The sequence below is a fragment of the Melioribacteraceae bacterium genome, assembly GCA_019638015.1.
In the GTDB taxonomy this organism is placed as follows: domain Bacteria; phylum Bacteroidota; class Ignavibacteria; order Ignavibacteriales; family Melioribacteraceae; genus JAHBUP01.
Genome location: JAHBUP010000007.1, coordinates 1 through 3,278 on the forward strand (window position 1 = coordinate 1; position 3,278 = coordinate 3,278).

Consider the following 3,278-nt stretch of genomic DNA (forward strand, 5'->3'; position numbering starts at 1 on the left):
GTCGTTTGCAACCCGGAAGCATTGGTAATTTTTTTCAATTCCTTACCGGAGTATTTTGCGAGTGGCGCGAAATCCCCCTGGTACCCTTTCGGACTGCACCATTCTACGTTCTCATAACCATAGCCTGCCAAACGTTTCATTGTCTCTTCCGGCTGCTGCCCGATCACGTCCCGGAATACATAGGACTGAAAGCCAATCGGCATATTAATGCCTTTGCTGCGCGACATGGCAGTGAGGACATTGGGAATGGAAGCGAGGAACCCGGAAGCGGCGAGTCCGGCGGCGGCATTGCCTAAAAAGGATCTTCTGTTCATAATAATCGTTTGATATACACGTGTATAAAATTGTACGGCGGCAACCTGGACAACTACCCATAGTGATCAACCGCGTTTAATATTGGCAAAAGTTAGCCTTGAACCATAACCAAATTAATGAAAAAAAGCTGAAGTTTGTACTTTAGCCCAATAACGCAAAACCCTTGTTAGGGGTCGTTGTTTATTACCAGGGTATTTCTCCCGTTTCAGGATTATTTTCTTCACTAAAGAATTTTCCGGTTGGTCCGCTTTTGTCAATCAGGGCGTATTTTATAATACGTTTCCCGGCATCTTCTAAAGTCCCTGTACCCCTGTGTCCGTTGAAATCGGTTTTTGTAAATCCCGGACAAACAGCATTTATTTTGAAGTTGCTGTCTTTTAGCTCGTATGCCAAAACAACTGTGTACATATTCATTGCTGATTTGGACGAAAGATATACTGCACCTTTGTAGTTGTAATACTTGTATGACGAGTCGCTGTGCAGCGTAAGTGAACCTTGACTTGAACTTACATTTACAATACGAGGTTCAGCAGATTTTTTCAATAAATCAATAAATGCCTGTGTAACTCTTACAACTCCGAAAACATTTGCATCGTATGCTGCTTTGAACTTGTCTATGGTTGCATCAAGTGCCCCTTGTGGATAACCACCGAAAATGCCTGCGTTATTGATAAGTATGTCCAACTTTTTTGTTTTTTTGCCTATTTCGGTACGGGCATTTTTTACAGAATTATCATCTGTAATGTCAAGCTGAATAGCCTCTGTATGGCTTAATCCTTCTGCTTTTAATTTATTCATGGCTGTTATTCCGTTTTCCAAATTGCGACTGCCGAGGTAAACATAAACCCCTTTTTGAGCAAGTTGCCGTGCAACTTCAAAGCCAATGCTTTTGTTAGCTCCTGTTACTAATGCTGATTTCATTTTTTGTTGTTTAAATTAATGAAGCAAAAGTATATGGCTGAAAAACAGAGGAGATGGACAAATCAATTTATTGTCTTGACGAATCTTGCTGACCGTCTAAAAATTCACTTATGCTTTTTCCAGTACATTTCTTGAAAAATCTTGAAAAGTAATCAGGGTCATTAAAACCCAATTCATAGGCTAATTCTTTTACAGAAAGGTTAGAGTACTGTAATTTTCGCTGTGCCTCAATTACTAAGCGTTTAGTAAAGAAATCTTTAGGCGAAACTCCTGAATATTCTTTTACAATCCGATATAAGCTATTGGTGGTTAAAGCCAGCTTTTCGGCTATTGCATTTACAGAAGGTTGCTCCGTAAGATGCGTTTCCACCACTAGTTTGAATTCAATGAACTTTGACAGATTGGTGTTTAAAATATTAAGTGGTTCTTTGTTTTCGAAATAAGCACTATTTAATTCTGCTAATAGTGAGTTCAGGTAAGCTAATATTATTTCTGTATCGGTTGGATGTTCGTCTATATGAAGTATCTGATTTAAAATTTCAAAAACTTTTCTTACCCTTTCTCTTGTAGCATTGTCAAAAATTATAGTCTGTGAGTTTAAAGGATTAACTAAAAAAGGATATTGTTGAGGTAATAATGCTAATGTGTTTTCATCAAATAATACTTTGAAATATTTAAGGTCGGCATTTTTAGGCGGAGGGGTAAAAAACTGATCAGGCATTGCAAAAAGCAAGTGCCCTTCAGCAAGAGTAATGTCTTGCAAATCCAGATTGTAAGTAATAGAACCGCTGTCAATCAACACCATAAAATAAGAAGTTAGCTTGCGGGGTTGTAAAAGCTTTTGCTGAATATCGGAAGAAAGATAAGGATTGTTGTTGGAAACAATCTTTATGCTCAACCTGTCGTTCTTTACGTTCTTAAGTTTTGAGTTTGTATCCTGCATATTATCTGCTCAAAGTTTGGTAAGTATCGCTTTACAATGACCGCCGGCGATGGCTCGGCATTTGTGTTCGTGACGTAATTTGAAAAACGTCTGCCCGGAACTGAAGCCCGATTGAAAAACTGAAGTTGAAGTTAACAACTAAAAGCTAAATTGAAAAACGTCAAGCCCGAACAAAAATTGATAGCGATAAAATATTGAAGTTAACAACGTCCAGCCCCAAAAACGCCAAGCCCCATGTTGGTGGCATGTGCTTCTTGTCTGCCGTTCAGTCGCCACAAAAAGTTATAGGTTTCGTTTATTGCTTTCAATGGCAATGAACTCCGGCAAATATTCAGGAGTACAACCTTTTGAAACCATTTTGCCTTTATACAGACCTGTTTTTTCTCCAAGTGCAATACAACGATTTCTATATTTTTTTTCGTAAACACCAATCCAACCTGTTGTAAAGTTCATTGCCCATTGAACTTCGGCTTCTTCTTTTTCCATTTGTTTTTCAATGACAGTTAATAACTCTCCGCTATTGGGTTGTGTTTGTCCCATCCAACGCAAACGACCTTGATAATACCAATAAATTCGTCTTTTAAGCGAAGTTGAGCTGTTTTTCCAACTCTCAATCATTTCAATTGTCTTTTTGTCTTTGGTGAGTTGGTTTGCCATTAGCCAATCAATTAGTTGAAGTTTCTCATTTTCGCTGTGGTGCTTAATGTCAGCGACTAATTTGTCAATCACTTCTTCGGTTAGAAGTTTCTTGTCCATAATTAAGATTGCCAATTGTCGGGCAAAAAAATGTTTAGATGACCAAAGTTCCATTGCCAATTGGTGGTCTTTTTTTATGTCTTTAGCAATGGTTCGTAAGTCGCCAAGTTTGGTACTCTTGTCGGTGATTTGAGTGAGTATTTTTTGTGCTTTTGTTGAAAGTTTCATCTCAATATAGTTTGTCTAACGGTCGCTTTATCATTGCCACCAACGAACAGGGCTTTATGCAGGTTGGGAATTTGTATTCCGTCTGCCGATAACCGCTGCTGATTGAAAATATTTTGTTGAAATTAGGTATAAAAGCTGATAGTTATTCGTCTGACCGAACCGAAGCTGGGGTTTG

At 38.4% G+C, this 3,278-nt stretch carries 4 protein-coding genes; all 4 read right to left on the minus strand.

Features of this window, described 5'->3' with window-relative positions; translation table 11 throughout:
• Window positions 1-314, minus strand: a 314-nt coding sequence (locus tag KF816_17450; GenBank protein ID MBX3009815.1) for a twin-arginine translocation signal domain-containing protein, incomplete at its 3' end; no start/stop codon positions are given.
• A gap of 184 nt (window positions 315-498) precedes the next feature.
• Window positions 499-1,236, minus strand: a complete 738-nt coding sequence (locus KF816_17455; GenBank protein MBX3009816.1) for an SDR family oxidoreductase — start codon at window positions 1,234-1,236, stop codon at window positions 499-501.
• 67 nt (window positions 1,237-1,303) lie between these two features.
• A complete protein-coding gene (locus KF816_17460) occupies window positions 1,304-2,179 on the minus strand; it encodes a helix-turn-helix transcriptional regulator (GenBank protein MBX3009817.1) in 876 nt (291 codons plus the stop codon).
• A 282-nt stretch (window positions 2,180-2,461) separates the two neighbouring features.
• Entirely contained in the window at window positions 2,462-3,103 is a 642-nt protein-coding gene (locus KF816_17465) for a hypothetical protein (GenBank protein ID MBX3009818.1), read from the minus strand.
• Window positions 3,104-3,278: the final 175 nt, after the last annotated feature.